The following is a 26800-nucleotide window of genomic DNA, read 5'->3' as shown; positions in this document are numbered from 1 at the left end:
CGTCACTTTCTGGGCATTCGGTTGGGAAAGGCGCAGGTGGGGAGGGCTAGGTGTTGCTGCGGGCTGAATCGGGCGCAGAAGAGGGAAACAATAGGTCGATAAAACGCGCTGCCGTCGGTTGGGGTTCGTGGTTGGCCAGTCCCGGGCGTTCATTGGCTTCGATGAAGGCGTAGTCGGGCTGATCGGGTGACTTGACCATCAGGTCGATGCCGGTAACCGGAATGTCGATGGCGCGGGACGCTGTGATCGCGGCTTCGACCAAGGCAGGATGCACAATGTCTGTGACATCATGGATGGTGCCGCCCAGATGAAGATTGGCCGCCTTGCGCACGATAATGACCGTATCGGGTGGAGCCACGTCATCCAGTGCAAAACCCGACAGGGCGAGGGTGCGCTCGGTTTCGGCATCGATCGGGATGCGGGATTCACCGCCCGTTGCGGCACTGCGGCGGCGGCTTTGGGTTTCGATCAGGCTGCGGATCGTGTTCTGCCCATCGCCAATAACACGTGGTGGACGACGAACGGCGGCGGCGACCAATTGGTAGTCGATAATGACAAGGCGCAGGTCTTCGCCCTCAACCTGCTCTTCGATCAGTACATCATTACAGATGCGTCGCGCCGCAGAGAGTGCCGTCTGGACTTCGCTCATGGTTTTCAAGCCGACAGCCACGCCTTGACCCTGTTCGCCACGGGCGGGTTTAACCACCACTTGACCATAGGTTTTGAGGGCGGCCTCAATTCTCGAGGGACTGTCAGGACAGACGAGAGCCGGTATTCTTACGCCCGCGGCATTGACGATGCGGCGCGTCATGCGTTTGTCGTCGCAAATGCTGAGCGCCACCGCCGAGGTTAGTTCGCTCAGACTTTCACGGCAGCGCACGGTACGTCCTCCCCATGTCAGGCGGAACAGGCCGCTTTCGGCATCAAGGATGTCGGTCGCAATGCCGCGGCGCCGCGCTTCGTCCACAATGATGCGGGCATAGGGATTGAGGTTTTCGTCATCGGGGCCGCCGACGAACAAGGGCTCGTTGATGGGGTTCTTGCGCTTTACTCCAAAGAACGAGACGCGGTGGAAACCCAGTTTTTCATAAAGAGCAATGGCTTGGACATTGTCGTGCATCACCGACAAATCCATATAGGCCAGACCCTGTGTCCTGAAATGTTCGGCCAATCGACGCACCAGCGCCTCGCCGATGCCGGGTTGGCTAGCCTGAGGAGCGACAGCCAGACACCACAAAGACGAACCGCCTTCGCAGTCATTGAAGGCCCGAACATGGTTGATGCCCGTCACTGTTCCAATGATTTCGCCGGTTACACTGTCCTCGGCCACGAAATAGGTCAGGCCACGGTGATCACGGTGCTCCCACAAGAAACCGGGCGGGGTTTGCACCATCCGGCGTGAGGCATAAATGCGGTTTATCGCTTCGGCATCTTGCTCGGACGATAGGCGTCGTATGTTAAAGCTGCGGGGTTGGCGGCGGCTGGATCGATAGACGGCCAGATCGAGTCTGTAGGTGTGCGAGGGATCCAGAAAGATTTCCTGCGGAGCCTGAGCCAGCAATACATGCGGGTTACGCACATAAAAGGCTATGTCGCGCCGGTCGGGCGCTTCCGCACGCAGAGCGTCAACCAGCGGGGCGGCAGTTTCAAAGGTCTGGGCAAACAGAAGTCGCCCCCAACCGCAATCTACCACAGCCTCGGAGTGCATACTGGAACGATCCTGAGCGCGAACCCGTGGTTTCAGGCTCTCGTGACGCAAGCGTTTCAGCCGGTGCGCCTGTGAACGCGGCGAGCGTGTATCAGAGGCCATGTGATTGCATCCACATTTCCAGCACTGCCACCTGCCACAATTCCGAGCCGCGCAAGGGGGTCAGGCGATTGGTCGGATCTGCAAACAGGCCATCCAGATAGGTCTTGTTGAACAGGCCCCGATCACGGGCTGCCTGATTGGTCAGGGTCTCGCGAACCATTTCAAGATAGGGGCCTTGAATATATTTCAGCGCAGGGACCGGGAAATAGCCCTTCTTTCTGTCGATGACCTCGGAGGGTATGACCAGCCGCGCCGCCTCCTTAAGGACGCCCTTGCCGCCTTGCGACAACTTATGCTCGGGCGGAATGCGACCGGCCAATTCGACCAGATCGTGATCGAGGAAAGGCACGCGGGCCTCAAGCCCCCACGCCATTGTCATATTATCCACGCGCTTGACCGGATCGTCGGCCAGCATGATTTGGCTATCCAAACGCAGGGCCTTGTCGACCGCAGTGGCGGCACCGGGTTGTGCGAAGTGAGCTTCGACAAGGGCGCGACTGACATCAACATCGGCCATATAGGCCCCATTGAGCTGTGTTTTCAGTGTCTCGTGGTTGCGATCGAAAAAGGCTTGTGCATAGGTGTCGACCGGATCGCTGGTGTTCTGTAACGGCGGATACCAGTGGTAACCGGCGAAAATCTCGTCGGCTCCCTGACCGGACTGGACGACTTTGACGTGTTTTGAAACTTCCTGACTCAGCAGGAAGAAGCCGACATTGTCATAGGAGACCATTGGCTCTGACATGGCCGCAATAGTGGGCGGTAGAGCCTCCATCAATCGTGTGTGAGGCACAAAAATCTGATGGTGGTTGGTGCCGTAATGGTTGGCAATCAGGTCTGAATAGACAAACTCATCGCCCTGTTCGCCGTTGGCCGCTTCAAAACCCACCGAGAAAGTCATCAGGTCTTTCTGGCCCATTTCAGCCAGCAGACCGACGATCAGACTGGAATCCACCCCGCCAGACAATAATACGCCAACAGGGACATCGGCGACCATCCGACGTTTGACTGCTTCACGCAGGGCTTCCAGCACCTGATCGCGCCAGTCATTGGCCGTAAGGCGCGCATCCTCAGCATGTCGGGTCATATCTGCCGTCCAGTAGACGCGATCACGGAAGGTCCCGTTGGCCTCATAAATCCGCAGGGTTGCAGCGGGGAACTTCTTGACACCCTGCAGCAGGGTATGGGGTGGCGGCACGACTGCGTGGAAGGTCATGTAATGATGCAGACCCACCGGATCGATGTGGGTGTCCACATCTCCAGCTGCCAACAACGCAGGCAATGTAGAGGCAAAACGCAGGCGTTTGCCTTTCTGCGCAAGATATAGAGGTTTGATTCCAAAGCGGTCTCGCGCCATCACGGTTCGACCGGTGTCGCGCTCGTGAAGGACAAAGGCGAACATGCCTTTGAAGCGTTCGACACAGGCTTGGCCCCATGCCTTCCACGCCTTGATGATGACTTCGGTGTCGCCATCAGAAAAGAAGCAATAACCGAGGTCTTGAAGCTCTTTGCGCAACTGCGGATAATTATAAATGCATCCGTTAAATACGAGCGTGATCCCCAATTCAGGGTCGATCATCGGCTGTTGAGCTTTTTCAGACAGATCGATGATCTTAAGGCGGCGATGGCCTAGGGCGACCGGTCCGCGCACAACAACCCCCGAGCCATCAGGTCCGCGTGGGGCCAGTGCCTGCGTCATGCGCTCTACAGCGTGCGCATCTGCCGGTTGTCCGTCATGGTTTATCTCGCCGCTCAAGCCGCACATAAGCAGTCCTTGTTTTGTTGGAGGAGACTATCTAAATCGTTAGTACACTAATGAGTTCCGCAATCATGGTTCCTATCGTCGCGCCAAATCATGTTGTTCATGCCGAACGCCCCTCCGACGCAACGGCAAGTTTGGTGCGTTCGATGCGTCGTATTGCCCAGTCAATTGATGTTCGCTCGCGTGAAATTGCCCGTCAGTCGGGGCTAACCTTGCCGCAGCTTATCGTGTTGCAATCGGTCCATTCTCTCGGCGAGGTCACGACGCAGGCCATTTCGCGCGACGCCGCCATGTCGGCCCCGACGGTGGTTGGTGTGCTGGAGAAACTGGAAGCCAAGGGTATGGTCGAACGGTATCGCTCGACACGTGACCGACGCGTTGTCCATAGCCGACTGACCGATCTAGGACGCGCCGCTCTGTACAATTCGCCCGATTTGCTCAGCGGCAAATTCATTACTGCCTTCAGCCACCTGCCGAGTACGCGTCGTGTAGAAATTGCACAGGCGCTGGATGCCCTGGCCGACATGATGGGGCACCCCTCTGGTAGCTTACTATAGAGACTGTCGAGACCTTCAGTCTAACGCTAAAAGTGCTCCACTTTTAAGCTGCAAGGCATTGGTGGAGAAGGCGTTTTTATGAAACCCTTATCGTTCAAGCGTCACCGGTTTCCGGGATCGGTCATCTGTCAGGCGGTACGCTGGTATTTTCGCTTCACACTGAGCCTCCGCGACGTTGAAGAGTTGATGGCGGAACGCGGGGTTGAGGTCAGCCGTGAAGCCATCCGATGCTGGGTGAACAAGTTTGGTCCGCTGATTGCTGCAAACATCCGCCGAAATCGCGATCGTCCGACGGGCCGATGGCATTTGGACGAGGCAGTTGTCAGGATATGTGGTCGCCGCATGTATCTGTGGCGCGCGGTTGATGACGAAGGCGAAGTGCTTGATGTGCTGGTTCAAAAGCGACGTAATAAGCACGCGGCTTTGAAGTTGTTACGACGCTTACTTCGCAACACCGGCATTCATCCTGAAGCGATCGTGACGGACAAACTGGCCTCGTATCGTGCGGCGATAAAAGACCTGCATCTTCAAGGGCGTCACCAGCCGGGTGGGATGCGTGAGAACAATCGGGCCGAGAATTCTCACCTCTTCATTCGTCGACGAGAACGAAAGCAGCAGAGGTTTAAAAGCCAAGGCTCAGCCCAACGATTTCTCTCCAGCCACGGCCCAATCTACAACGCCTTCAATCTTCAACCGCATCTGATTTCTCGACCCGGCCTTCGCGTACTGCGAGGTCAGGCCGAAACCTCTTGGTTGGCAGCGACGCAAACGGCCTGAAATCGGCAATGGAAGGTCTGATTTTTGCTCAGACCGGTTAACTTGTCAGCGCCCTTAGGGACGTGCGACTGTCGGGTGGGCATCGCGTCCACGCCGCCGCCGACTTGGCTCTTCAGTGTCGCCCAAGACTTCCAGTGCGACCGGGGCCTTGCCGGGGAACTCAACCATCAGCTTTAGCGACCCGCCCATCGCGCGGACATAGCTAGTCAACGTCGACAGGAGCAGGTCGCTCTGGCGTTCGTACTTGGCAACGGTCGCCTGCTGGATGCCGAGGGTTTCCGCCAACTGGGTCTGTGTCAACGCCTTGGCTTTGCGCAGTTCCTGCAGTGTCAGGTATTCGGTGTGCAGGCGCGCAGCCTCGGCTTCGATCCCGGAACGACGGGCGGGGTCGAGGGCTGCAAGTTTGTCCTGAAGGGTGCGTGCCATGGTTGTCATCCTTTCCGTGCATCGAGGTGGCGGTCGAACCGGTCGTCGGCCCGAGCGATCATCTGCTTGTAGAAGCGCTTCTCGCTGCCACCTGATTTGTCCCCGCCGACAAGCAGGATCGCCTGTCGGTCGGGATCGAATGCAAAGGCGATACGCCAGACGCCACCACCGGCGGTACAGCGCAGTTCCTTCATGTTCGCGTGCTTAGACCCTGTCAGGGTGTCCGCATGCGGTCGTCCGAGTGAGGGCCCCTCGCGTTCGAGAAGCAGCACCCGCGCGAGGATCGCGTCCTGAACCTCGGCGTCTAGTGCGTCGAATTCCTGTTCGAACTCATCGGCGAAGGAAACGGTCCAAGGCATTCGATCCTCATATCTTAGAAGCTATATAGCCTCAAAGAACTAATTCTGCAAGGCCGGTCTCGGCATCCTGTCATGTCGCGTCGCGGACTGGCGAAGTGCTACAGGGATACAGGGGCTGTCAGACGGGTGCTGTCAGTCTAACGCTAAACATTCTCCACTTAGACGGCTGCAAGCCATTGGTGGGGTGGGCGATTTTATGAAGCCTCTATCTTTTAAGCGACATCGTTTTCCAGCTGAGGTGATACGCCATGCCGAGTGGCTGTACTTTCGTTTCAGCTTGAGCTTCCGCGACGTCGAGGAACTGATGGCGCAACGCGGAATTGACGTCAGCTACGAAACGATCCGGTGCTGGACGATCAAGTTCGGGCCTCTGATTGCACGGCGGCTCAAGAAGAGGAGAGTGCCTCCGACAGGCCGTTGGCATCTCGATGAAATGGTCTGCAAGATCGGAGGACGGCGCATGTATCTGTGGCGCGCGGTTGACGACGAAGGCGAGGTTTTAGATGTCATCGTCCAGCATCGGCGGGATGCAGAGGCGGCTTTGAAGTTGATCAAGCGCCTTCTTCACAATCAACCAGTTGAGCCAGAAAGCATCACAACGGACGGTCTGGCATCGTACGGTGCGGCGCTCGATCAGCTGGAACTACGGCACCTTCATCGTCCCGGTCGGCTTCGAGATAACAACCGTGTCGAGAACTCGCACCTGCCGATCCGGCGACGGGAGAGGCAGCAGCAGAGGTTCAAATCCCAAGCCTCAGCACAAAGATTTCTCACTACCCACGCAGCGATCTACAACACCTTCAACATCCAGCGCCTCTGATCAGCAGATCCACACTTCGTCGTTTTCGCGTCGATGCGGATACCGCATGGGCGGCCGCTACCGCCTGAGAATGAGCAGGGTAGGGGGCTTTCGGCTGCGCTCAGTTACCCTGACAGCACCGAACTGAGACATCTTCATCGCCCTGGGCGGCTTCGAGACAATAACCGCGTTGAGAATTCTCATTTGCCGATCCGACGACGAGAACGCCAGCAGCAAAGGTTCAAATCCCAAGCTTCAGCTCAAAGATTTCTCACAACGCACGCAGCGATCTACAACACCTTCAATATCCAACGTCATCTGATTAGCCGATCCACACTTCGTCGCTTTCGCGGCGATGCAGATGCTGCTTGGGCGACGGCAACGGCTTGAGCAGGGCGGGGTGGGGGCTTCTGATCTGGTCGCCGTTAACGTGACAGCACCTCTCAGCCACCGCGCGGACGTTTGGAAACGTCGCGCGCCAAATCTCAAACGCGCGAAGCTGCATGGCCGAATATTTGATGAGTTCGGACAGAAAATGGTGCCGCAATTCATCCCCGGAAAGCGACGAAAATGGTCTAAAATCGGCAAGGGGAGGACTGATTTTTGCTCAGACCGGTGAACTTGTCAGCGCCCGATTTGTATGGGGTGTAGTGAAGGTGTGCGAAGCCGTTGAAAGGTCACGCTTCGGTCGCCCCAAAAGGGGGAGAAGGGTGCGTTGACCAAGCGGCATTGCGACTTAAGAAAACGATGATACTTATGATTCGCTCTTATTCTTAAGTCGTGGTTATATGCTGACGTGGGGTAAGCTTCATGGCCCCATACTCAGCCCGACGGAACGTCACGCAGCGCCCCCCGAACGATCGTGTGATTTCCAGTCGGGCTGTTCTTTTAGGTGTGTGTAGTTTGCAGTCGGAACGCTCGGAGAGATGGCCGTAGCCGCCTCTGAAAGCCGTTCCCTAATGCGCCAGGATTTGCACATCATATAAGATGCTGAGTATTGCGCTCGTAGTTACATTCAGCGCTATCTGATCCGCAGGCCTACACTTGGTCGTTTTCGCGCCGATGCCGATACCGCTTGGGCGGCTGCTGTCGCCTGAACAAGGTTATGTTGGGGGATTTAACTGCGCTCAGTTAACGTGGTAGGTCTCATTTTCGATCGAACGGCATCGCTAAGAGCCCCCGCGCGGTCCGTGGTTTCCCAGAGATAGGTCCCGCTGTCGCGGAACGCGCCAAAATGGCCGAGCGAGGACGTCGCTGTGTAAATTGGACGCTTGAGCTGAAGCGCTTCAATGATCCCGGCGGGCGACAGATCAAACACCTCCCGGATAGCGTCAGCGATAATCTCGTCCGGTACGGTAGCCGTCCCATCAGTGTCGACCACGATGCTGATCGGTTCTGCGAGGCCAATGGCATAGGAGAGTTGGACTGTTGCTTTTCGGGCCAGGCCCGACGCGACGGTAGCCTTCGCAATCCAGCGGGCCGCATACGCACCCGACCGGTCCACCTTGCTGGGATCTTTTCCCGAAAAGGCACCGCCACCGTGCGGTGCAGCACCACCGTAAGTGTCGACAATGATCTTGCGGCCCGTCAGCCCCGTGTCTGCCTTGGGGCCGCCAATGGTAAAACGGCCGCCGGGATTGAGATGCATGACGAAGTCCTCAGTTCGCAGCTCCGGAGGGATAATCGTGTCGACGACGAAACGCTGAAGCCACCAGCGCACCTGTTCGAGCGTAAGGTCCGCAGAATGCTGCCAGGAAACCACGACCGACTGGACGCCAACGGGCCGGCCATCCTCATAGCGAACGGTAACCTGGGTCTTGCCATCGGGCCTCAGCGGACGGACTGGAGAGGCTCCACGCTGATAGCGCGACCGCTCGTTCATTTCCTGTGCGCGATTGACCAGCGAATTCGCGAGGCTCCAGGCGAGTGGCATGAGCTCAGGAGTTTCATCGCACGCATAACCGAACATAATACCCTGATCGCCAGCACCGAGGTTAGCAGAACCGTCAACCGCCTGACTGATCTCCGCGGCCTGCGCATTGAACGCCAATTCAATCAGGCACGTTTCAGGGGCGATATCATTGTCGGCAGTGCCGTAGCCTACATCCTTCAAAGCCTTGCGAACGAGTGCTTCGGCTTGCGCTTCGACCTGTCGGGCAACCCCGGGCTTGGCCTTGAATTCACCTGCAACAATGATGCGATCATTGATGGCAAATGTCTCACAGGCGACCCTGGCGTCAGGGTCAAGGGTAAGGAAAGCATCCAGTACGGTGTCGGAAATGCGGTCACAAAGCTTGTCCGGATGCCCAGCACTGACGGCTTCGGACGTGAAAAGGCCGTTGATGATCTTCATGGTCTGGTTCCACTTTTAGCCAGATTTGACGACGCGCCGGGGTTGGCAATCAGGATCAAATCCCCCCAGCCCGTGAGGTGAGCCAGCCCTGTTTCTGCCTTTTCTGTCAGCGTAAGAGCACAAGCTCCGGCACGGCATTAGCCCCGATCCAGAGGATTGCGTTCTGTCGGTATTTGCGGCCGAGTTCGCAGGCGTTTTCGCGGGAGATGCCGATCGCGAGGTAGCTGGCTTCGGCCGGCCAAGTCGGGTCCTCGCCTTGTCCTGCTCCCTTTATTATGGCTGCCCCCGTAGAAGCGAGGTCCTGGTACAGGCTGGCTTGGTTGGCCGCGTTTTCTTCTGCCGTGACAGTCTGACTGAAGGGATTTTCAGCTGTTATGAAGGTCGCTCCGCTCCGGTCGGTCAGTACGAACCGGTGGGCAAGCTCATGTGATCGCTGACCAATTTTAAGGACGAAGAATCCGTCATCCGAAAGGACGTGATAATTTGTAGCACTGTAAGCTGCTACGAGGTCGTTGTTTACTGCGGTCGTTGACATTAAAGAACCTCCATTTGGAGGGGCGACACAGCTTCCGCTTTGTTGCTCAGTTGAGCCACATCTGCTTACGCAAACCACCTTGCCCGGACTGGCAGGTTGGTGTGGGTGTCGACCCAACTCTTGATGATTTCCACTGCATATCCCTGAAATAGCTTACATGGCAAGTGGAGCTAAAGATGGGGGACAATTTTTGCTTCACACTGACGTGACCCCCATTTCTCATCCAGCCATAACGAGAGTCCGAGCAGATCAGTACAGCGTGGCCGGCGGGCTGTTTCCTGAACAGGCCGCCGCGCTCGCGACGGCGGCTATCAGAGGCGATCGCGAGGAAGCGGGCCGATGCGACGCCGCCTTCGCCGGCTTGTGGGACTTGTTCCGCGCCCACGGCAGTCTTCGGCTGATGTATGCGGCGGCGAATATGCTGGGGCTGACCGAAGCGTCGCCGCCGAAGCCGCTTCTGGGACCCGATGAGAAGCTGAAAGCCAGTCTTGCGAAGGCTTTGCCGCTCTGAGACCGCGGGGGAGGCAAATGTGAGGTTTTGGTCAGGGAGCCAAGGACCGCTCCTGGCGCGTCGCCGACATCAGCGTGGATAGGCGAGGACATCTGACCATAGGTCGACGAAAAGCCTTCCACTGGGGCAAGAATGACGAACCCTCTCAGGAGGGCTCATCAGTGCGACAGCCCGATGGGAAGATGGCTCTTGTCGTGACGGCCCACCCGCTCCACTAGAGACTGTTCATCAGCGTTCATGCCAATGACCTCGACTTCGGCCCCCTGCTTCCGATAACGGAAAACGACCTTGTCGACAGCGGCGACGCCTGTCAGGTCCCACAGGTGGGCGTCGGTCATATCGATCTCCACGCGCCTGGGGCTGCCGTGGTGTTCGAAGGCTGCGGCGAAGACATCGGCCGAAGCGAAAAACAACTGCCCAGACACGCGGTAGCGCAGCACGCCGTCTTCCGGCGTTTCGATCTCTTCGACGACCACGGTCTTACCGACCTTGCGCATGAAGAAGACGGCCGAGAGGATCACGCCCAGGACGACGCCCTTGGACAGATCATGGGTGGCCACGACAGTCGCCGTCGTGGCGATCATGACGATGGACGACTGGAACGGCGTTGAGCGCAGCTTCAGGACTGAGCCCCAGTCGAAGGTTCCGATGGACACCATGATCATCACCGCCACCAGAGCTGCCATGGGTATCCGCGCCACCCAATCCTGAAGCACCAGGATCAGGAACAAGAGGAAGAGGCCAGCCCATAGCGTGGACAGGCGGCCTCGCGCGCCGGAGGTCACATTGATGATCGACTGGCCGATCATGGCGCAACCCGCCATGCCGCCGAACAGCGGCGACAGGATGTTGGCGATGCCCTGACCGCGCGTCTCGCGGTCCTTGTCTGAAGGGGTGTCAGTCAGGTCGTCGATCAGGTTCGCCGTTAGCAGGCTTTCCAGCAGGCCGACGAAGGCTAATGTAGCCGAGACTGGCGCGATAATGGCGAAGGTCTCCCAGGCCAGCGGGACGGCCGGCAGATGGAAGATCGGCAGGGATGAAGGCATTTGACCCATGTCGCCGACCGTGCGGACATCCAGGCCGGTCATCATCACGAAGCCGCTGATCAGGACGATGGCGACCAGGGGCGAAGGCACGGCCTTGGTCAGGCGAGGGAAGCCGTAGATGATGGCCAGGGCAGCGCCGACCAGAGCGAAGGTCTGCCAGTTGGCGCCGATCAGTTCCGGCATCTGAGCCAGGAAGATCAGGATGGCCAGAGAGTTGACGAAGCCGGTCATGACGCTGCGGCTAACGAAGCGGATGTAGCGGCCCAGTTTCAGCAGGCCGATGATGATCTGAAAGACGCCGCACAGGATCGATGCGGCGAACAGGTATTCCAGGCCATGATCACGGACGAGCGTAACCATGAGCAGGGCCATGGCGCCGGTCGCGGCCGAGATCATGGCGGGTCGCCCACCGACGAAGGCGATGGTCACGGCGATGACGAAGCTGGCGTAAAGGCCCACGGCGGGATCGACGCCGGCGATGATGGAGAAGGCGATGGCCTCCGGGATCAGGGCCAGCGCCACGACGGTGCCCGCCAGCAAATCGCGGCGAGGGTTGGCGAGCCATTGCTGGCGCGCGGATGCAATAATGGACATTCAGGATTTCATTTGGACGAGCCGCATGCGGCGGCTCAGTTTCCCGACGGATCGGCGGACGGGATAGCCACCCGGCAGCCCAGGGGCGCCGAGTCCAAGGTGAACGACGGCATGCATGCCGCTACGGGGCTTTGAATGCAAGATCCGTCACGTTCACTGCGCAAGAGGTTTGGACGAATCGACGGGGGGCGGCCGCCTGTTTCAGGTGCCCGCGACGGGTGCGGCTAGTGTCAAATCAATGCGACGGCGACCCCGCTTGCGGCGGTCAGGGCAACGACTATCCATGGTGGGCACTTCCACACCGTCAGCAGAACAAAGCCCGCCAGCGCCACGAAGAAGTCGATCGCACTCAGGATCGCGCCGGTTCCTACAGGGGTATAGAGGGCGAAAGCCAGAATGCCGACGACTGCCGCGTTCGCGCCGCGCATCGCCGCCTGGGCCGCCGGTCGGGCGCGCAGCAGACTCCAGAACGGCAGCACCCCTGTCACCAGCAGCAATCCCGGCGCGAAGATCGCCACTAGACAAAGGGCGGCCCCGGCCAATCCATTCGGAGAAGGCTCCATGGCGGCGCCCAGATAGGCGGCGAAGGTGAAAAGCGGCCCCGGTACGGCTTGGGCCGCGCCATAGCCCGCAAGAAAGCCATTGGAATCGATCCAGCCGGGCTGCACCACGCCTTCTTCGAGCAGGGGCAGAACGACGTGACCGCCTCCGAAAACGAAGGTGCCGGCTCGATAGAAGACGTCCAGCAAGGCGACGCCGTGGAGTCCTGTCGCCATGGAGGCGAGCGGCAAGCCCGCCAGAAGCAGAAGGAACACGGCCAGGGCCGTTGCGCCGGCGCGCCGTGAAATCGGGAAGCTTGGAGTCGACGCTGATGTGGCGTTCGTCGTCCGGCAGAGGCGCAGCCCCGCCAGGCTGCCGATGACGATGGCGACGATCTGACCTGTCGCTCCGCCGAGCAACATCAGGATTACAACAGCGGCTAGGCCGATAGCCGCTCTTTGCCAGTCGGGGGTCAGGGTGCGGGCCATCCCCCAGACCGCCTGAGCGACCACAGCCACGGCCACCAGCTTCAGTCCATGCAGCAGGCCCATTCCAACCGGACCGTTGAGCGAGGCTGCGCCCACGGCGAACAAGACCAGGAGCGCGGCGGACGGCAGTGTGAAGGCGCACCATGCCGCAATGCCGCCCAATGGGCCGGCGCGCCACAAGCCCAAGGCGTAGCCCGCTTGGCTGGAGGCTGGGCCGGGCAGGAATTGGCACATGGCGACCAAGTCGGCGTATCCGGCTTCATCGATCCAACGGCGTCGCGAGACCAACTCGTCCCGGAAATAGCCGAGGTGCGCCACGGGCCCGCCGAACGACGTGAGGCCGAGCTTGAGGAAGACCGCGAAGACCTCTGTCGGCGAACCGGCCAGTGGCGCGCTCGGGCACCCGTGGACTGAGCTGGATTCGCCGCTGATTTCCGTGGCCATTCTCTAACAATCCAGCCTGAGGCTACGCAGACCTGGTCGCGATCGCGGACAGGTCGTTGGCCGCATCGATCGGCACGCCTGACGCCTTCCGCTCGGAATAGCGATCCACCAACTGGCCGGCATGGGCGCGGGTCAGGACGGTGAAGCGCACCAGTTCCTCCATCACGTCGACGATGCGATCATAGTAGCTGGACGACTTCATGCGGCCGTCGTCGTCGAACTCCATGAAGGCCTTGGCGACGCTGGACTGGTTGGGGATGGTGATCATCCGCATCCAGCGGCCGAGCAGGCGCAGGGTGTTGACGGCGTTGAAACTCTGCGAGCCGCCGGAGACCTGCATGACCGCCAGGGTGCGGCCCTGGGTCGGACGCATGCCGCCCATGCTGAGCGGCAGGTGATCGATCTGCAGCTTCATGATCCCGGAAATCTGGCCGTGGCGCTCCGGGCTGCTCCAGACCATGCCCTCCGACCACAGGGCGTGCTCGCGCAGTTCATGGACGGCGGGATGATCGTCGTAGGCGACCTGATCGGTCAGCGGCAGGTCGGACGAATCGAAGATGCGCGTCTCGCAGCCCATGAAGCGCAGAAGGCGGGCGGCCTCCTCGACGCACAGCCGGGAAAAGGACCGATCCCGCAGCGAGCCGTAGAGCAGCAGGATGCGCGGCGGATGGTCGTTCGGACCGAGGCCCAGCGCGGGGCAGCTGGACAGATAGGCCGGGTCGAGCGCGGGCAGGTGGTCGGGATCGGGCAGGTCGCGAAGGCGGGTCATTGGATACGCAGATCCTTGAACATGAAGGTCGCCGATGCCGGGCACAGGCCGCTGAACTGGCGAGAGGCGGCGATGGCGGGCGGCGCGGCTGACCGAAGGGCGACCGAGTAGCCGCGCCGCTGGAAGAAGGCGGCGGCCGAGGTCGTGAGCAGATAGAGGCTGGCAGCGCCTTGCTGGGCGGCTTCAGTTTCGAGCCAGGACAGGATCGCCCCGCCGTGACCGCCGCCGCGACGGCCGTCAGGGACGATGATGGAGCGGATCAGGACGTCGGGCCCGACCTGCTCCAGCCCGCCGTAGCCGACCAGCCCCTCGCCATTCTCAAAGCGGAAGAAGCGCCGGTCGGGTTCGTGGAGGTCATCCGTCGGCAGTCCGGCAGCCTCCAGCGCGGCGATCAGGTCGGCGGTGGGTTCGGGCAACGCCGAGACGTTGAAGGCCATCAGCAGGCGTCCTTCTTCGGGGCGGTCGCGGGGAAGTAGCGGCGGCCCAGCCACAGGGCGACCGACACCAGCAGGATCAGCACCGGGACCTCGACCAGCGGGCCGATGACCGCCGCGAATGCGACCGGCGACGCCAGCCCGAAGGCAGCGATGGCGACGGCGATTGCCAGTTCAAAGTTGTTAGAGGCGGCGGTGAACGCCAGGGCCGTGGTGCGCGGATAGTCCGCCTCGATCAGCTGTCCCATCAGGAAGCTGACCACGAACATGACGAAGAAGTAGATCGTCAGCGGGATGGCGATGCGCAGCGCGTCCAGCGGCAGGGCGACCACCTCGCCGCCCTTGAGGCTGAACATGGCGACGATGGTGAAGAGCAGGGCGATCAGGGTGACCGGCGCGATGCGCGGCAGGAAGCGTGTCTCGTACCAGTCGCTCCCCTTGCTCGCGACCAGCGCCCGCCGGGTCAGGAAGCCGCCGAGGAAGGGCAAGCCCAGATAGACCAGGACGGCGCCGGCGATGGTCCAGACGCTGACGTCCACCACGCTGCTCTCCAGCCCGAAAAGGGGCGGCAGCACGGTCAGGAACAGCCAGGCGTAGAGGCTGAAGAAGGCGATCTGGAAGATCGAGTTGAAGGCGACCAGGCCCGCCACATACTGGTTGTCGCCGCGCGCCAACTGGTTCCAGACCAGCACCATGGCGATGCAGCGGGCCAGACCGATCAGGATGACGCCGGTCATGTATTCCGGCTGGTCGCGCAGGAAGATGACCGCCAGCGCGAACATCAGCACCGGCCCCAGCACCCAGTTCTGGAACAGGGAGAGCAGCAGCACGCGCTTGTCGGCGAAGACGCGCGGCAGTTCCTCGTATTTCACCCGCGCCAGCGGCGGATACATCATCAGGATCAGGCCGATGGCGATGGGGATGTTGGTCGTCCCGACCGACAGGCCGTCGATCCAGGCGGGAAGGCCCGGCACGACCGCACCCAGCAGCACGCCCAGCGCCATGGCCGCGAAAATCCACAGTGTCAGCCAACGGTCGAGGAAGGACAGGCGGCGCTTTGGCTGGTCAGTAATCACGGCGTCAACCATCAGCGGACCCTCCGGCCCTCGGCGTCGATGACGACTTCGCCGTCCTCCTTGGTGAAGGGCTTGAGCCCTTCCGGCGGCAGAAGGTCGAGGACCGCTTCGGACGGGCGACACAGCTTCACCCCCAGCGGCGACACGACGATGGGACGGTTCAGCAGAACCGGATGGGTTTCGACGGCGTCCAGAAGTTGATCGTTGGACAGGGCGGGATCGCCGAGGCCCAGTTCGGCGAAGGGCGTGCCCTTCTCGCGCAGCAGACTGTGCAACGGAACGCCCATACGCTCGACCAACTCCAGGATCATCCCGCGGCTGGGCGGGGTCTTCAGATACTCGATGACATGGGGCTCGATCCCGACGTGGCGGATCAGGGCCAGGGCGTTGCGCGACGTCCCGCAGGCGGGGTTGTGATAGATGACGACGTCCATGAGGTCCTCAGGCGCGGCAGGGCGCGAGTTCGGCCAGAAGCGGCTCGCACAGGTCGGCGCGGCCCTGGCAGCAGTCCTTCAGCAGGAAGACGACAAGCGCCTGAAGGCGGCTCAGATCGGCGCGGTAGATGATCGAGCGGCTGCGACGCTCCGAGCTGATCAGGCCCGCGCGGGACAGAACCCCAAGGTGCGCCGACATGGTGTTGGCGGGCACTGCCAGTGCGTCCGCGATCTCTCCGGCAGGCAGGCCAGCGGGTTCATGCTGGACCAGCAGGCGGAAGGTCTCCAGCCGCGTGGGCTGGGCCAGGGCGGCGAGGGCGAGAATGGCGGCTTCTGATTCCATGATTCCAAGATAATGGAATCAATAACGGAGTCAAAGGCCCAACTAGTGCTCATGAATGTCGGCTTTGCGCGCGGATAAGAAAGGCCGCTTCTGGCGCATTCGAGACCATACGATGACGCATTCTTCCGACCTATAAAAGGTGGGACTGTTGTTCGCGAACTTCGAGTTTTGGAATGCATCCACGCGTCCAGATGTCAGCCAGGCCTCTGATTGGAGTGTAGACGATAAGTCTCATTTTGGTTGACTTGTCCGACCCGTATGAGTGACCAGTTCCTCATAAAAAGAGACTCATCGGATGAGTCTTTCACCTTGTTGGAGGGGACAATGGCGGGTTTTAAAGTCATTCTAGATGATCTCGGAATCGAGACGGCATCGGCATCTTTCTATTATTCGAACGTCACTTTTTCAGATGCTAAAGGCAAGTTCCGTAGGTGGACCTATACAGTCGGTAAATAGTCTCCGCATTTGTGGCTTTAAGCGATTGTATTTGATCGTTTATATTTGAATATAATCGTGGTATGTAACTCTCTTGTCGGGGCGGCTTTTCTTTCGAGAGAGTGACGCATGCCCGCTGTCGATGACGAGTTAGAAGTCTTTCTTGCCAGCTTGGAACGCTGCTCGCTTTCAGCCGTGCAAGACGAGTGGCGCAAACGTTGGGGCACGCCTCCGCCTTTGGGTTCTGTAAGGCTACTGAGGCATCTTTTGGCCTGGCGTCTTCAGACTGAACTTTACGGCGATCTGAGTGCCGTGGATCGCAGGCACCTAAAATCAACAGCTACGCCGGTAATTCAAACCCTACGAGAAGGTAGCCGTGTTGCGCGCGAGTATCAGGGTATAGTCCATGAGGTCGTCGCAGAAGCCCGAGGATTTCGATATCGAGATCGTACATACCGTAGCTTGTCCGCAATAGCGCGTGAGATCACGGGCGTGCGTTGGAACGGACCACGTTTCTTCGGGCTTCGGCCGGGAGGGGGGCGTGGAGCATCGTGAGCGTCTCAGGTGCGCGATCTACACGCGCAAAAGCACCGAAGAAGGACTGGATCAGGTCTTCAACTCTCTGCATGCGCAAAGAGAGTATTGCGAGGCGTATGTCCAATCGCAGGGCGGGGAAGGTTGGACGGTTGTTCGTACACGATACGACGATGGCGGCTTTTCAGGTGCGAGCATGGGGCGACCCGGGCTTCAGCATCTCTTGCATGATGTTGAGGCTAAACGGATCGATGTTGTCGTGGTCTATAAGGTTGATCGGCTGACGCGCTCACTGGCTGATTTCGCCCGCATTCTCGAGTGCTTGGACAAACATAGCGCGGCCTTTGTGAGCGTTACCCAAGCCTTTAATACCAACAGCTCCATGGGCAGGCTTACGCTCAATATACTCCTGTCATTTGCGCAGTTCGAACGTGAGGTCACCGGTGAACGGATCCGTGACAAGGTTTTAGCCTCAAAGGTCAAAGGTATGTGGATGGGCGGAACCGTGCCTCTCGGTTATGATCCGCCCGATGCTTCTGGAGACCGTAGGCTCAGGGTCAATGAGGAAGGGGCCGCAGTCGTCCGGTTTATCTTTGAATGCTTCACCGTGTGTCGCTCTCTGTGCGATCTTCAACAGCATTTGATGGATAATGGTATTCGTACCAAGGCGCATAAAGGTCAAAACGGGACCATAAGGGCAGGGGCTCCGTTCAGTCGTGGAGCTCTGCGATACCTGCTTCAAAACAAGACCTACCTTGGGCTCATTTGCCATAAGGGAGCGGTGTACGCAGGGCGTCACGAAGCTCTGATTGATCAACGTCTGTTCGATACTGTTCAAACGCTTCTCAGCCACCGCGCGGACGTTTGGAAACGTCGCGCGCCAAATCTCGAACGCGCGAAGCTGCATGGCCGAATATTTGATGAGTTCGGGCAGAAAATGGTGCCGCAATTCATCCCCGGAAAGCGACGAACCTATGGGTATTATGTTGCGCCGAGACTGGCTCCGGGACTGAGAAATCCCGATGGCTTGGGTCGAGTACCCTGCAAAGCTTTGGACGACCTTGTTCAGAGAAGGGTTGTTGAACTTGCGGGCGTCGGGAAGGAAGAGATCACGACCGAGGTGTTGCGTGATCTGGTGGTTCGCGTCGAGATTCATGGCGCATCGGTTCAGGTGGTCATCAACCTCAAAGCGCTCAAAGGTTTCAATTCACATGGCACAACGATTCAGGACTTAGAGAAGAAGCTTTGGGTCGGGGATCGATTATTACCCGAGCTCTCTCGGTTCGATCGTGTGCGACTTTCCATATTGGCTCGCCTAAAAATGCATGGTGGTCGCACCTGGGTCGAAGATGCTCAGGCACTGCCAGATAGTCCTGCAAACGCCATCAAGCTTGCGGCGGTAAAGAAGCTTCGAGTCGCGCATGCTGTATACGCGCCTATGCGGAAGGCACTATCGGAGCCGAAAGCAGATCGGCCTGCCAACATCAGATTGCATCGGTTGGATTGGGTGTTCCTGTCACCCAAAATACAAGCCGCCATTCTGAATGGACGCTTGAGTGCCGAAGTTCTCGCAAAGTTAAACGCGCTAAAAGCTGTTCCACTCAGTTGGTCAGAACAGAACCGGGTCGTGTACGGAACGAGCGACGTCTGACGGCCCGACTGAGGTAGTTTTAGGCAAGGATCTAAAAAGTCTCTAATGTGTTTGAAATCACTAGAGATTTATTGACTGACTGGAAGAGGTGCTGACAGTCTAACGCTAAAGGTGCTCCACTTTGAAGGCCGCAAGCCATTATTGGAGTAAGCGCTTTAATGCAGCCGCTATCGTTTAAGCGACACCGCTTCGTGGTTGTACTTTCGCTGAATCTTAGCTTCCGCGACGTCGAGAACTGATGGCGCAACGCGGAATTGACGTCAGCTCCGAAACGATCCAGTGCTGGACAATTAAGTTCGGACTTTGATTGCACGGCGGCTGAAAAAGCGGAGAATACCTCCGACAGGTCGTTGGCATCTGGATGAAATGGTATGTAAGGTCGGTAGCCGACGTATGTATCTGTGACGCGCGGTGGACGACGAAGGCAAGGTTTTAGACGTCATCGTCTACCGTCGGCTGGATGCAGAAGCGGCTTTGAAGCTGATCAGACGTCTTTTGCGCAACCGACCTGTCGCTTCTGATCTGGTCGCAGTTAACGTTAAAGCACCCTACTATGAGCGATAGGGTAGCGTCCATGATCTGAGACCACGTAGCAAGCATGGCCGTGTTGTGTGGCTCGCTGCCGTGGCTGATCCAGAGATCAGGATGACGCGTATTCTAAGCAGGTACAGCTTGGAGTTCTAATCGTTGTGACGGGTTTGTATAATAAGACAGAGTCGCCAGCCTCGGGCTTGATTGTCTACTATGACGGCGAGTGCCCGCTCTGCTCTCGGGAAATCAGGTTGATGCGGCGGCTAGACTGTCACCGACGACTGTCTTTCCTAGATGTAACGCTACAAGATGTAGGGGATATGGATCGCGACGCGCTGCTTCGTCGATTTCATGTCCGTGGGGCCGACGGCCAGACCGTCAGCGGAGCGGCCGCCTTCGCTGCTGTATGGCGAGAACTTCCGGGCCTGAGTTGGCTTGGTCGATTGGTGGCGATCCAACCTTTCGCTCGGGGCCTAGAGTGCGCCTACGGAGCCTTTCTGCGCATTCGACCCTGTCTACAGGCGGTCGTTTTTCGTCTGGAACGTGGGAGCAAGGGGCTGTGACCCGCGCACCGCGCCCAGCGATGATCCTGGGCTGGTTCGGGGTTTTACCGTTTGCTGGCCTCACGGGGGCACTGGCTGTTGGACTGGGCGATGCGGAGCAAATCGCGGACGCTCTTCGACTCTATGGTGCGGTCATTCTGTCCTTCATGGGCGGAGTGCACTGGGGTGTCGCGACGTTGAGAAGCGAAAACGGGGTGCCACCTTATGGCGTCAGCGTCTTGCCTGCTCTGTGGGCTTTTGCCATGGGGTTCACCTCGCCGCCCATCGGACTTTTAGGGTTGGCAGCCGGCTTTTTAGCTCTGTTGGCTTATGATTTGAGATGCGTCAGGCGTGGCGACCTTGTCGAATGGTATGGAAGGTTGCGTCTATGGCTCACCCTGGCGGTTATTCTGTGCCTTGTGGTCGCAGGGTTCATTGGTTCTTGATCGCAGTTTGACAATAAGTAAGCCATCTCCTCGACAGGCAGCCCTAGCGAGGCTCAGTGCGTCCCAATCTAGTTTGGCCGCTGCAGTCTTCTTTCGCTGGCTTATATCGCGCCGGTCGAGGCGCGCGGTTATGTAGGTTTTTGTACCGATGCTCAGATTAACCCATGATCAATGTGGAGGACTGAAAGGCTTCGAACTGTGAGGTGTGTATGTTGATTCCAGAAAATCCGCATGACGAGGTCGAGCGACTGGCGATGGTCCGTTCGTTGGGGCGTGACGGATATCAGGAGGATGCCGTGCTGTGCGGCATACTCGACCTTGTACGTCGTCACTCGGGGGCTCCTTCTGCTTTCATATCCTTGCTGGATGAGGACCATCAGAGGTTTGTGGCCCGAAGCGGCATGGATCTGATGCAGACGGATCGCTCCGTCGCGCTTTGCGGGCACGCCATTCTTCGACCTGATGAGGTTTTGTGGGTACCGGACGCGCGCCTCGACGAGCGCTTCCATGACAATCCTCTGGTATTGGGATCGCCTTCGATCCGCTTCTACGCCGGAGCGCCTCTCGTGGTGAACGGTCGGGCAGTGGGCAGCCTCTGCCTGATCGCGCCGGAACCTCGAGGCTATGACGCTGAAGTCGCGGGTCTGTTGCAGGACCTGAGCCGAATCGCCGCCGAGCGTCTGGCCGGGCGTCAAAGGTATCGGGCGCTGGAGCGCGCGCTTGAAGCGGCTGCAGACGCGGTCATTATGGCCGATGAAGACAATCGCTATATCTACTGGTCTCCAGGCGCTGAGCGGCTGTTCGGCTATTCGCCGGCGGAAGCTCTGGGCCATACGGGAGAGCTTATCGGTCTGACCTGTCAGACTATCCAGGCACTTGCTCTGGACCAGGGCTTTCAGGGCGTCGGTGCCGTGCTGGACGGCGCGCGCGCCGAGGCGACGGCCCGGTGCAAGGACGGCTCGATCATCAATGTCGAGGTCTCTCTGGCGGTCTGGCATGAGAGCGGTGTCAAGCGTACTAGTGCGGCGATCCGCAACATATCTGAACGTGAGGCGCAGAAGGCGGCGTTGATCCGCTCCAAGACCGAAGCAGAGGCCGCCAGCGTCGCAAAGAGCGCCTTTTTGGCCAATATGAGCCATGAGCTACGCACGCCTCTGAATGGCGTCATCGGGGTTGCCGAGCTATTGGCGGACACGCCGCTATCCGATCACCAAAAGGAGCTAGCGGGGATCATACAGACATCCGCAGATCAGCTGCGAAGCCTGATCGGGGACATCCTGGATTTGGCGCGGATCGAGTCCGGCGACATCGAGATTGCCCAGGACGTCTTCGATCTATCCGCCGAGGTTGAACGGGCTTGCCAGCTGTGCGCGCTAAAGGCTTCCGAGAAGGGGCTAGACCTCGTGCTGCGTTGCGATGAGGGGATAGGATTTGTCGTCGGAGATTCTCTGCGGCTACGTCAGGTGATCATTAACCTGCTAAACAACGCTATCAAATTTACTACTGCTGGATCAGTATCGCTCAGCGTTACGCGTGGTGAGGGGGACGTCTTCCATTTCGAAGTTCAGGATACGGGCATCGGCTTCTCGGAAGACCAGCGCCATAGTCTGTTTGAACGTTTTCAGCAGGCGGACGCAGCCATCAGTCGCCTATACGGCGGTACTGGTTTGGGTCTGTCGATATGCCGAGAATTAGTGGAAGCCATGGGCGGTTCCATAGATTGTCGAGGCGCGCCCGGCACCGGAGCGAGTTTCTGGTTCGATATCAAGCTGGCTGAGGGCAGGCCCATCCCCGAGAAAGAAACCACGGTGACGACTGATCAGGGCAGTCATGGCTTCGCTCACATTCTGGTCGCCGACGACAGTGAAACCAATCGTCGGGTGGCCGAGCTTATCCTTTCTGCAGCCGACATTACGACTACTGCCGTCGAAGACGGGGGCCAAGCGGTCGAAGCCTATCGCACTAAGCATTTCGACGCCGTTCTCATGGACATGATGATGCCGCGTATGGATGGCCTGGCGGCAACGCGGGCTATTCGGGATCTGGAGGCGGCACAAGGTCGGGGACGGACCCCCATCATTATGCTGACCGCCAATACCTTGCAGGATCATGTCGTTAACGCGCTCATGGCGGGCGCGGACCTTCATCTGCCCAAACCGATCACAGCCACCGCTCTCTATCATGCACTGGCCTGGATCAACGCGTCCGGCGGCGCGGCGAACACCCTGTCGGCTAAAAGCTAAGATCGGTCGGAGATTCTGTTCGCGCCTATGACGAGGCTGGTCGTTGAAACCCAGACCGTCATGGCACCAAGCGCTACGATGAAACGGGTCTATGTGATCGACCCGGCGAGATTCCCTGTTGGGCGTTGGGATAGGAGGGGTACGATGTGCGTAAGAGACAGATGATAAGATTAAGGCTCACTCTGTTTGAGATTTAAGAAGTGGACGGAGCAGATCATCTGACGCGAGGTGTCACTGAAGTGGCGAAGTCTCTGCCTGTCCATTGGCTCAGGGCAGGACGTGCTTTCCAACCCAAGCTGCCGAAACCGGAATTCGTTTCGCTTACAATGAAAAAGTACGGTTTTCTGCCGCAACGCTGAGAAGTGCAAAGTGGTGCCCGTATTCGCTTCCGCCTCAATGACCAGTAATCAGCGGCGTTATTCTTAGAGGCACTAGGGTGGAGGGCTTCTCAATCAGGCCAAGTTAACCCGAAAATACCGATCCACCCTACAGTATCGGCTCAAGATTCAATAACAATAGAAGAGGGTGTCCTTAGATTTACGCGCTGCTGAACAGCATGAACGTTTGTTAAAAGCGCTAAGGCACCTGGCCCGCTTATACTTTTAGGATCGAACCCGCGTCGCAGCCCTAAAACCCCTAAGATTTCATTGTCAGCAGGTCCTAAATTGTATCCACACATCGCCCAGCCTTCGAAACTTCTGGATTTGCGTGGCGCGTCCTGAAGCAGCCTAAGCTCCTGATGACGCGGGTCGCGACAAACCCTAAGATAGATGGTTTCGACAGCCTCCGCAGACCCTTCCAGTGCCTGGAAGAAGTGGTCGCGGTAAAACAGGAGCATGCCGGTCACGGAGACTGTGGCGTTGTTTCGGACCGATACGTCGAGAATGGATTGCAGTAAGTTATCTTCTTCCTGAAAACCATTAGCTACCCTACTGGTATAGATTAGTTGCCGCACCATATTCAGATCGCGTGGCGCGCCTGCATGGACTGTAGGGCTTCGGCGTGGACCAGACTGTTGAAGGCGGGTCTGGCTAGGGCATAGCCCTGGATTAGGGTTGCACCTAGTTCTTCCAGCGCGCGCAGCTCATCCTGAGTTTCAACGCCTTCGCAAATGGTCTCGATACCTAGATCGGACATCAGAGCGAGCATGGAGCTAACGATCTTTTGCTTGGCGCGGTTGCGATCTATGTCGCGAACGAGCTCCATGTCCAGTTTAACGATGTCTGGTTGGAATTTCGACAGAAGCCCTAGTCCGGCATATCCGGCACCGAAATCGTCGATCGCCGTTTTAAAGCCCATAGCGCGGTAGGTGCGTAGGATGTCCAATAGGTGATTAGTGTCTAGTTTTTCGTCTTCGGTAAATTCGAATATGATCCGGTCGAGTGGAAAGCCAGTCCGAATTGCCGTCGCCAGCGTCAGGCGAATGCAGGCCCGCGGCTCATATACTGCATTGGGCATGAAATTGATTGACAGCCTTGCACCGTCCCTAGGTAGGTTCAGTGCGGTGGCCATCTCGATGGCTTTGACGCGGCACTGCTGGTCGAAAGCGTAACGGTTGTCGTCCGAAACCTGGCTCAGGACGGAATAGGCACCTTCGCCACCAATACCGCGCACAAGGGCTTCGTGGGCGAAGATTGTCTGGCTTGAAATATCAACGATGGGCTGAAAAGCCATAGAGAATTGCAGATTGAAGCCGGTGCCGTCGCGGCATCCCTCACATCCCTTATTCATCGCTCATACTCCCGACTGTTTGGATATTTGCTTAGGGCTGCCCTTCTTTAAGAAATCTTGCGTTCCGAGGCTTTGGGCTAAAAATTATAAGGATTCAGAGCGAAATGTCGGACAAAATAATCACATTTTCTTAATGGATCCGCTTCTAGAAGCCGCGCCCCATGTCCGCCCTGCGGGCTGTAGTTTCGAGACGACCATGTTTGCACGTACGCGCGACCGACGGCTGGCTGAAACGGAACTGCGCGAGATGCGCGCGATGATGTCGGCCTTGCAACGCTCCCAGGCGGTCATCGAGTTCGACCTTCAGGGGCATGTCCTGACCGCCAATCAAAACTTTCTGAACGTGCTGGGCTACGCCCTCGACGAGGTTCGTGGCCGTCACCATCGGATGTTTCTGGATCAGGACGAGGCGTGCTCGAAGGCCTATGCTGCCTTCTGGGCGCGACTGAACAAGGGGGAGTTCATCGCCGACAAATTTACACGGTTCGGCAAGGGCGGCCGGCGCGTCGTCATTGAGGCCACCTACAATCCGATCCTCGACGAGCAAGGCGTGCCCTATAAGGTTGTCAAGTTCGCGACCGACGTTACCGCAGCCGAAGAAGAGAGAGAGCGCCGCGCGGAGAGCGATCGTCTGGCGGCGCAGAGTCAGGCGGCGGTGGTGTCGGGTGCCGGCGGTGCGCTGGAGGCGCTGGCGGCCGGCGACCTGACCTATCTGATTACGAGGCCCTTCCCCGAAAACTATCGCTTGCTGCGCACGAACTTCAACAAGGCGATCACGTCGCTGGACTCGGCCATGGGAGTGATCCGGTCCAGCGCCGGGGCGATGCAGTCCGGGGCTATCGACATCAGCGGCTCGGCCGAAGACCTTATGCGACGCACAGAGCGCCAGGATGAAAGCTTGAAGAAGACGACGGTCGCGCTGGAACAGGTCGCCACGACCGTGCGTCAGACGACTGACAATGCTCGCGCCGCCGACGAGGTGGTGGTGCAGACACGCGACTTGGCGGAAAGCGGAATTGAGATACTCGGGCGCGCGGTGACCGCTATGGAAGAGATCGAACTGGCGTCGCGCCAAATTGGCGAGATCATTGGCGTCATGGACGAGATCGCTTTTCAGACTAACCTGCTGGCCCTCAACGCCGGCGTGGAGGCTGCGCGGGCTGGGGAGGCCGGCCGCGGCTTTGCCGTCGTGGCGGCGGAGGTGCGCGCCCTGGCTCAGCGCTCGGCGGCCTCGGCGCGGGAAATCAAGCTGCTGATTTCCTCCAGCACTTCCAAGGTCGATGACGGCGTGGCCCTGGTTCGCCAGTCGGGGGAGGCACTGAACGCTATCAACTTGGGCATCAGGGAAGTCAGCGATCTGATGACAGAGGTTCGAGGATCGACCGCTGACCAAGTGCATCGCCTTGTCGAGGTCGACAGTGCCATCGCTGACATGGGCCTAGTGACCCGCCAGAACGCCAACATGGTCGAACAGCTGAGATCTGGCAGCCTTACCCTGCGTGCCGACTGCGTCAAACTGACTGATCTGATCGCGCGCTTTAAGATCACGGCGGATCAACCCTTGGCTATCGTGGTTTAAGGCTTCGCCCAAGGGCTTAAGCAGGAAATATGCTAAAGGCCTGATCCGCTTTCGCCCATCTCGCGTAAACTGGGAGCTGCCTCAAAAAAAGTCAGCTCGTTCTATGTGCCAGCGAGATGTCACGCTGGCTCTTCGCGGACCTGCGGCCGGGGGTCGATGCATGTGGACCCCGGGAACAGCGTCTTTGGATGCATGAAAGAGGGATGAAGGATGTTGAAGACGATTTTACTTTCTAGCCTTGTGGTGCTTTCGGGCGCGGGCATTGCTCAAGCTCAAACCTCCCCTGGCCGTTGGACAGTAAGCCTGGAAGCCGGCGCTGAATTCCCAACTGCCGGCGATGTTCATGGCGGAGCGACTGCGGCGGTACCGGACCTTGGCCCGCTCAATCCTGACCTAGCTGGGGTGAACGCCGAACTGCGCATCCAGTCGCGCAGCTTCGACGACATCTACGGTAATGGTATGAATCTGGGCGCTGAGTTTGCCTATGGCCTGAATAATAACGCCGAAGTCTTCGGATCAGTGCGCTACATGCAGGCTGACGAGGGCCGTGTGCAGGTAGGCGGTGCCTTCGTGCCGGCCTTGGCCACGACCCTGCCGGTGTACGGGACCTTCGGCGAGTACAAGGCCTATGCCCTAGAAGCCGGTTATCGCCAGTATTTCGGCGCGGGCGCGCTCAAGCCCTACGTCGCCGGACGTGTGGGCGCGGTCTTCACCGACAAGATCAACGCCACATTTGAAATTCCGGACGCCGCCATCACCATCTCCGACGCGCCCTTTTATGACAGCTCCACAAGCTTCACGGCGGGCGTCGATGTCGGTCTTTCCTATGCCTTCAACAGCATGGTATCGGTGCAAGCCGAAACGGGGATCCGCTATATCTCCAGCTTGAACGATGACGACAGCGCCATCGGTGGTCTGGGACTAGCGTCGATTAACGGCGTGGGCGACCGCACCTATGTGCCCGTGACACTACGAGCAAAGTTCGCCTTCTGAGACTAATTCCCCGGAGTCGATGATCGACTCCGGGGCTTTCCTCTCTACCGCAATGCTT

At 58.8% G+C, this 26800-nt stretch carries 26 protein-coding genes, 2 pseudogenes, 1 riboswitch and 1 other annotated feature; of the genes and pseudogenes, 13 read left to right on the top strand and 15 right to left on the bottom strand.

Annotation, left to right across the window (positions count from 1 at the left end):
• Positions 1–46: 46 nt before the first annotated feature.
• Positions 47–1810, bottom strand: a complete 1764-nt coding sequence (ngg, locus tag WEU32_RS10380) for an N-acetylglutaminylglutamine synthetase (RefSeq protein WP_406851838.1) — start codon at positions 1808–1810, stop codon at positions 47–49.
• Positions 1800–3575 (bottom strand): N-acetylglutaminylglutamine amidotransferase, encoded by a 1776-nt coding sequence (locus tag WEU32_RS10375; protein ID WP_406851837.1) that lies wholly within the window; start codon positions 3573–3575, stop codon positions 1800–1802. The genes ngg and WEU32_RS10375 overlap by 11 nt, the downstream gene beginning before the upstream one ends.
• Before the next feature lie 143 nt (positions 3576–3718).
• Here WEU32_RS10375 and WEU32_RS10370 point away from each other — a divergent pair, with 143 nt between their 5' ends.
• Positions 3719–4129: a MarR family winged helix-turn-helix transcriptional regulator gene (locus WEU32_RS10370; protein ID WP_406851836.1), complete on the top strand. Its 411-nt coding sequence runs from the start codon at positions 3719–3721 to the stop codon at positions 4127–4129.
• 78 nt (positions 4130–4207) lie between these two features.
• Positions 4208–4906, top strand: a complete 699-nt coding sequence (locus tag WEU32_RS10365) for an IS6 family transposase (protein ID WP_406851835.1) — start codon at positions 4208–4210, stop codon at positions 4904–4906.
• A gap of 54 nt (positions 4907–4960) precedes the next feature.
• On the opposite strand, the gene WEU32_RS10360 is transcribed toward WEU32_RS10365, so the two are convergent.
• Both WEU32_RS10360 and WEU32_RS10355 read right to left on the bottom strand, forming a co-directional pair.
• Positions 4961–5332, bottom strand: coding sequence for a helix-turn-helix domain-containing protein (locus tag WEU32_RS10360; RefSeq protein WP_406851834.1), 372 nt, complete (start codon positions 5330–5332; stop codon positions 4961–4963).
• Positions 5333–5337: 5 nt separating this feature from the next.
• Positions 5338–5691, bottom strand: a complete 354-nt coding sequence (locus WEU32_RS10355) for a type II toxin-antitoxin system RelE/ParE family toxin (RefSeq protein WP_406851833.1) — start codon at positions 5689–5691, stop codon at positions 5338–5340.
• A gap of 196 nt (positions 5692–5887) precedes the next feature.
• Between WEU32_RS10355 and WEU32_RS10350 the strand changes: the two are divergent.
• Both WEU32_RS10350 and WEU32_RS10345 read left to right on the top strand, forming a co-directional pair.
• Positions 5888–6579 (top strand): annotated as a pseudogene (locus WEU32_RS10350) (IS6 family transposase).
• 76 nt (positions 6580–6655) lie between these two features.
• Positions 6656–6880, top strand: a pseudogene (locus WEU32_RS10345) (DDE-type integrase/transposase/recombinase); the annotation flags it as partial.
• A gap of 727 nt (positions 6881–7607) precedes the next feature.
• Here the strand turns inward: WEU32_RS10345 and metK are convergent.
• The gene (gene metK, locus WEU32_RS10340) at positions 7608–8843 is read right to left on the bottom strand and encodes a methionine adenosyltransferase (protein WP_242915552.1); all 1236 of its coding nucleotides are present in this window, start codon (positions 8841–8843) and stop codon (positions 7608–7610) included.
• A 106-nt stretch (positions 8844–8949) separates the two neighbouring features.
• Positions 8950–9378, bottom strand: coding sequence for a DUF3293 domain-containing protein (locus WEU32_RS10335; protein WP_242915550.1), 429 nt, complete (start codon positions 9376–9378; stop codon positions 8950–8952).
• Between the two features lie 28 nt (positions 9379–9406).
• Positions 9407–9510, bottom strand: a riboswitch (SAM-I-IV-variant riboswitch).
• A 127-nt stretch (positions 9511–9637) separates the two neighbouring features.
• Between WEU32_RS10335 and WEU32_RS10330 the strand changes: the two genes are divergently transcribed.
• A complete protein-coding gene (locus tag WEU32_RS10330; RefSeq protein ID WP_242915548.1) occupies positions 9638–9889 on the top strand; it encodes a hypothetical protein in 252 nt (83 codons plus the stop codon).
• A gap of 158 nt (positions 9890–10047) precedes the next feature.
• Here WEU32_RS10330 and WEU32_RS10325 read toward each other — a convergent pair whose 3' ends face one another.
• The 7 genes from WEU32_RS10325 to WEU32_RS10295 all read right to left on the bottom strand — a co-directional run bounded on the left by WEU32_RS10325 (position 10048) and on the right by WEU32_RS10295 (position 16057).
• The gene (locus tag WEU32_RS10325) at positions 10048–11523 is read right to left on the bottom strand and encodes a SulP family inorganic anion transporter (RefSeq protein WP_312128297.1); all 1476 of its coding nucleotides are present in this window, start codon (positions 11521–11523) and stop codon (positions 10048–10050) included.
• 43 nt (positions 11524–11566) lie between these two features.
• Positions 11567–11628: a sequence feature (sul1 is cis-regulatory element that is thought to sense ions involved in sulfur or methionine metabolism; They are found in Alphaproteobacteria), on the bottom strand.
• 131 nt (positions 11629–11759) lie between these two features.
• Positions 11760–13001, bottom strand: a complete 1242-nt coding sequence (gene chrA, locus WEU32_RS10320) for a chromate efflux transporter (RefSeq protein WP_242915545.1) — start codon at positions 12999–13001, stop codon at positions 11760–11762.
• Positions 13002–13023: 22 nt separating this feature from the next.
• Positions 13024–13770, bottom strand: coding sequence for an arsenical resistance protein ArsH (gene arsH, locus WEU32_RS10315; RefSeq protein ID WP_242915543.1), 747 nt, complete (start codon positions 13768–13770; stop codon positions 13024–13026).
• Positions 13767–14207 carry an arsenic resistance N-acetyltransferase ArsN2 gene (arsN2, locus tag WEU32_RS10310; protein WP_248287025.1) on the bottom strand — a complete coding sequence of 147 codons (441 nt, stop codon included), beginning with the start codon at positions 14205–14207 and terminating at the stop codon, positions 13767–13769. The genes arsH and arsN2 overlap by 4 nt, the downstream gene beginning before the upstream one ends.
• On the bottom strand, positions 14207–15292 hold the full coding sequence (gene arsB / locus WEU32_RS10305; RefSeq protein WP_242915539.1) for an ACR3 family arsenite efflux transporter: 1086 nt from the start codon (positions 15290–15292) through the stop codon (positions 14207–14209). The genes arsN2 and arsB overlap by 1 nt, the downstream gene beginning before the upstream one ends.
• Entirely contained in the window at positions 15292–15714 is a 423-nt protein-coding gene (arsC, locus tag WEU32_RS10300) for an arsenate reductase (glutaredoxin) (protein WP_406851832.1), read from the bottom strand. Before arsC ends, arsB begins: the two co-directional genes overlap by 1 nt.
• A gap of 7 nt (positions 15715–15721) precedes the next feature.
• Positions 15722–16057 (bottom strand): helix-turn-helix transcriptional regulator, encoded by a 336-nt coding sequence (locus tag WEU32_RS10295; RefSeq protein WP_242915535.1) that lies wholly within the window; start codon positions 16055–16057, stop codon positions 15722–15724.
• 564 nt (positions 16058–16621) lie between these two features.
• Between WEU32_RS10295 and WEU32_RS10290 the strand changes: the two genes are divergently transcribed.
• The 6 genes from WEU32_RS10290 to WEU32_RS10265 all read left to right on the top strand — a co-directional run bounded on the left by WEU32_RS10290 (position 16622) and on the right by WEU32_RS10265 (position 22439).
• On the top strand, positions 16622–17047 hold the full coding sequence (locus WEU32_RS10290; RefSeq protein ID WP_406851831.1) for a DUF2924 domain-containing protein: 426 nt from the start codon (positions 16622–16624) through the stop codon (positions 17045–17047).
• Entirely contained in the window at positions 17034–18677 is a 1644-nt protein-coding gene (locus WEU32_RS10285; protein WP_406851830.1) for a recombinase family protein, read from the top strand. Before WEU32_RS10290 ends, WEU32_RS10285 begins: the two co-directional genes overlap by 14 nt.
• Before the next feature lie 411 nt (positions 18678–19088).
• Positions 19089–19241, top strand: a complete 153-nt coding sequence (locus tag WEU32_RS10280) for a hypothetical protein (protein WP_406851829.1) — start codon at positions 19089–19091, stop codon at positions 19239–19241.
• 221 nt (positions 19242–19462) lie between these two features.
• Complete coding sequence (locus WEU32_RS10275) at positions 19463–19771, top strand: DCC1-like thiol-disulfide oxidoreductase family protein (RefSeq protein ID WP_406853434.1); 309 nt, start codon at positions 19463–19465, stop codon at positions 19769–19771.
• Entirely contained in the window at positions 19768–20196 is a 429-nt protein-coding gene (locus tag WEU32_RS10270; protein WP_406851828.1) for a DUF3429 domain-containing protein, read from the top strand. The genes WEU32_RS10275 and WEU32_RS10270 overlap by 4 nt, the downstream gene beginning before the upstream one ends.
• Positions 20197–20405: 209 nt before the next feature.
• Positions 20406–22439, top strand: coding sequence for an ATP-binding protein (locus WEU32_RS10265; protein WP_406851827.1), 2034 nt, complete (start codon positions 20406–20408; stop codon positions 22437–22439).
• A gap of 499 nt (positions 22440–22938) precedes the next feature.
• Here the strand turns inward: WEU32_RS10265 and WEU32_RS10260 are convergent, their stop codons facing one another.
• Together WEU32_RS10260 and WEU32_RS10255 are read right to left on the bottom strand one after the other, a co-directional pair.
• Positions 22939–23397 (bottom strand): BLUF domain-containing protein, encoded by a 459-nt coding sequence (locus tag WEU32_RS10260; RefSeq protein ID WP_406851826.1) that lies wholly within the window; start codon positions 23395–23397, stop codon positions 22939–22941.
• 2 nt (positions 23398–23399) lie between these two features.
• Positions 23400–24170 (bottom strand): EAL domain-containing protein, encoded by a 771-nt coding sequence (locus tag WEU32_RS10255; RefSeq protein ID WP_406851825.1) that lies wholly within the window; start codon positions 24168–24170, stop codon positions 23400–23402.
• Between the two features lie 196 nt (positions 24171–24366).
• On the opposite strand from WEU32_RS10255, the gene WEU32_RS10250 reads away from it, so the two are divergent.
• Both WEU32_RS10250 and WEU32_RS10245 read left to right on the top strand, forming a co-directional pair.
• Positions 24367–25749: a methyl-accepting chemotaxis protein gene (locus WEU32_RS10250; RefSeq protein WP_406851824.1), complete on the top strand. Its 1383-nt coding sequence runs from the start codon at positions 24367–24369 to the stop codon at positions 25747–25749.
• Positions 25750–25959: 210 nt separating this feature from the next.
• A complete protein-coding gene (locus tag WEU32_RS10245) occupies positions 25960–26742 on the top strand; it encodes a hypothetical protein (protein WP_406851823.1) in 783 nt (260 codons plus the stop codon).
• Positions 26743–26800 lie beyond the last annotated feature (58 nt).

It is taken from the genome of Brevundimonas sp. BH3, assembly GCF_045345115.1.
Taxonomy (GTDB): domain Bacteria; phylum Pseudomonadota; class Alphaproteobacteria; order Caulobacterales; family Caulobacteraceae; genus Brevundimonas.
This window is presented reverse-complemented; position numbering and strand designations above follow the sequence as displayed.

Bases quoted from the DNA above. Each gene is read 5' to 3' on its own strand.
- WEU32_RS10265 (WP_406851827.1), top strand. From the start codon at position 20,406: ATGTTGATTCCAGAAAATCCGCATGACGAGGTCGAGCGACTGGCGATG.
- WEU32_RS10365 (WP_406851835.1), top strand. From the start codon at position 4,208: ATGAAACCCTTATCGTTCAAGCGTCACCGGTTTCCGGGATCGGTCATC.
- WEU32_RS10260 (WP_406851826.1), bottom strand. From the start codon at position 23,397: ATGGTGCGGCAACTAATCTATACCAGTAGGGTAGCTAATGGTTTTCAG.
- WEU32_RS10255 (WP_406851825.1), bottom strand. From the start codon at position 24,170: ATGAATAAGGGATGTGAGGGATGCCGCGACGGCACCGGCTTCAATCTG.
- WEU32_RS10290 (WP_406851831.1), top strand. From the start codon at position 16,622: ATGCCCGCTGTCGATGACGAGTTAGAAGTCTTTCTTGCCAGCTTGGAA.
- WEU32_RS10335 (WP_242915550.1), bottom strand. From the start codon at position 9,378: ATGTCAACGACCGCAGTAAACAACGACCTCGTAGCAGCTTACAGTGCT.
- arsN2 (WP_248287025.1), bottom strand. From the start codon at position 14,207: ATGGCCTTCAACGTCTCGGCGTTGCCCGAACCCACCGCCGACCTGATC.
- metK (WP_242915552.1), bottom strand. From the start codon at position 8,843: ATGAAGATCATCAACGGCCTTTTCACGTCCGAAGCCGTCAGTGCTGGG.
- arsC (WP_406851832.1), bottom strand. From the start codon at position 15,714: ATGGACGTCGTCATCTATCACAACCCCGCCTGCGGGACGTCGCGCAAC.
- WEU32_RS10245 (WP_406851823.1), top strand. From the start codon at position 25,960: ATGTTGAAGACGATTTTACTTTCTAGCCTTGTGGTGCTTTCGGGCGCG.
- WEU32_RS10295 (WP_242915535.1), bottom strand. From the start codon at position 16,057: ATGGAATCAGAAGCCGCCATTCTCGCCCTCGCCGCCCTGGCCCAGCCC.
- WEU32_RS10355 (WP_406851833.1), bottom strand. From the start codon at position 5,691: ATGCCTTGGACCGTTTCCTTCGCCGATGAGTTCGAACAGGAATTCGAC.
- chrA (WP_242915545.1), bottom strand. From the start codon at position 13,001: ATGGCCACGGAAATCAGCGGCGAATCCAGCTCAGTCCACGGGTGCCCG.
- WEU32_RS10370 (WP_406851836.1), top strand. From the start codon at position 3,719: ATGCGTCGTATTGCCCAGTCAATTGATGTTCGCTCGCGTGAAATTGCC.
- WEU32_RS10250 (WP_406851824.1), top strand. From the start codon at position 24,367: ATGTTTGCACGTACGCGCGACCGACGGCTGGCTGAAACGGAACTGCGC.
- arsH (WP_242915543.1), bottom strand. From the start codon at position 13,770: ATGACCCGCCTTCGCGACCTGCCCGATCCCGACCACCTGCCCGCGCTC.
- WEU32_RS10275 (WP_406853434.1), top strand. From the start codon at position 19,463: ATGCGGCGGCTAGACTGTCACCGACGACTGTCTTTCCTAGATGTAACG.
- WEU32_RS10375 (WP_406851837.1), bottom strand. From the start codon at position 3,575: ATGTGCGGCTTGAGCGGCGAGATAAACCATGACGGACAACCGGCAGAT.
- WEU32_RS10360 (WP_406851834.1), bottom strand. From the start codon at position 5,332: ATGGCACGCACCCTTCAGGACAAACTTGCAGCCCTCGACCCCGCCCGT.
- arsB (WP_242915539.1), bottom strand. From the start codon at position 15,292: ATGGTTGACGCCGTGATTACTGACCAGCCAAAGCGCCGCCTGTCCTTC.
- ngg (WP_406851838.1), bottom strand. From the start codon at position 1,810: ATGGCCTCTGATACACGCTCGCCGCGTTCACAGGCGCACCGGCTGAAA.